Below are 1,691 nucleotides of genomic sequence, written 5' to 3'. Positions count from 1 at the left end.
AGGTGTCCATTTCATTAGCGTTAATTGCCCTGCTGCTTCGCTAATTATTAAAGGTAGTTAGCTGATGAATCCCTTCACCATCCTTCCTCTCTAACAAAGGGATAAAGAGATCGGTGCAGTGAAGGGTTTAACATGTGTAATCCGTTAGTAAGTGACTTCCACATCGGTGAAAGTAAAGCGTTTCGTCTGATCTTTATCCTGAAAACCGATGCGAACAAAGACTTTCAACGCTTCAAGATAAGCATAATCGCTACTGGTTTCTCTCCCATCACCAAGGTCTTCCTTACAGATAAATTCCAGATAACCTCCTGGAAATTTGGGATTGAGAGCTGCAGCGTTACGCCATTCTCTACCGGCAACACAGCTGTGACTCAGCGATTTATCTTTTCCTGACTTATCTATGTTTGCAATCTGGCTGTGCGAGGTATAGGCATCACCAGGGCGCAAAGGGAGCACAATTGTATTATCCAGGGTTTTGCTGACCCACGGCACATCAGTCATGGTTTCCCATTTTTTCACATCCACCAGATTAAACAAACGCTGATATTGTGAATAGAACGTTATATTGGCTATCGCCATCTGCACGATGGTCAGCGTCGTACCGTCCGGTTGGGCATCAATTCTGGCCATCAGCCCTATACCATCGCCTTGCGAATCACTTTGAGTATAACGAAGCGAACGGAAGGCCGGCCTTTGCTGAGAATCGGATAAGGTTTTATCAATGACGCTTGCCACCTCCGTTGGAAGCGTAAAGCGTTGCAACGCTGCCGGGGTATTGTGCTCAAGATCCGGCAGAGCGGGCGTATCATCACTCACCTCTTTTTTACGCCACATGAACGTTCCATTGCCAGTATAATGAGTGAAGTCTTTGATAGCGCAAAGCTCTTTTGCCACGCTGGTCATGTTGGGCGACAGCGCTGCGAACGTAGCATCTTTCGCGGAAACGCTGTCAGAAACAACACCCTGATCATCCAGTGAGAAAGTAATTAATGCCATGCTTTCAGCTTTTTCACAGTTGAGCATGACATCCTGGATTTTCACTGAATAAGGCGCACCATATTTCTCGTCATGACGAATGACGTCATAATCCGTCGCCAGACGTGCTTTTAGTATTTCACCTTTTCGCTGGCTATTGTTCACATCTACAAACAGCTTTTCACCGGGTTGCTCCCATGAAGAAACGCCCCGCCACATCGATTCGGGAATATTCTGATTACAGAGATTCAGCTCAGGCTTTGTCATCAGCAAGCTGTCTGCATCCGGTTCAAACGGTGTACCCGGTGTATAGCGGCCAATAGAGTCCAGGCTGTAAACTCGCAGCCCTTTATCCAGTTGGACGTTCATAAATAGTAGCGTTTTCTTCCCGCTCTGACAGTCGGTGTGAAGCCATATTTCATGCGTCTGGTCAGTCTGGGTGATGATGCGATATGCCGCATTTATCCCTTGTCCAATTCTGACGGTACTATCGGGTAACCAATCGATGCTTTTGATAGGGACAGGGGGCGGCATATCAATGGCAAGTACTGGAGCAGCAAGGATGAGTCCCAAGTAATATGCGGAGATCCGTTTCATTTCTAATCCATGGCTGGAAAACTGAAAATAAAGAGCGATTATAATATTGCAAAAAGCGAAGCATTATAATGCTGAACATGAAGGTTTTAAGGTATGTTCAGAGGGTGTACGTAATTCTG

General features: G+C 46.1%; 1 protein-coding gene. It reads right to left on the bottom strand.

All coding sequences use genetic code 11. The features are described from left to right. Positions 1-144: 144 nt before the first annotated feature. The gene (locus OB87_RS06985) at positions 145-1,572 is read right to left on the bottom strand and encodes a hypothetical protein (RefSeq protein WP_033568729.1); all 1,428 of its coding nucleotides are present in this window, start codon (positions 1,570-1,572) and stop codon (positions 145-147) included. Between the last annotated feature and the right edge of the window lie 119 nt (positions 1,573-1,691).

Origin of the sequence: Dickeya undicola, assembly GCF_000784735.1 — a bacterium.
GTDB classification, from domain to species: domain Bacteria; phylum Pseudomonadota; class Gammaproteobacteria; order Enterobacterales; family Enterobacteriaceae; genus Dickeya; species Dickeya undicola.
Note: the sequence above shows the minus strand (reverse complement) of the source record. Positions and strands in the feature narration are given on the sequence as shown.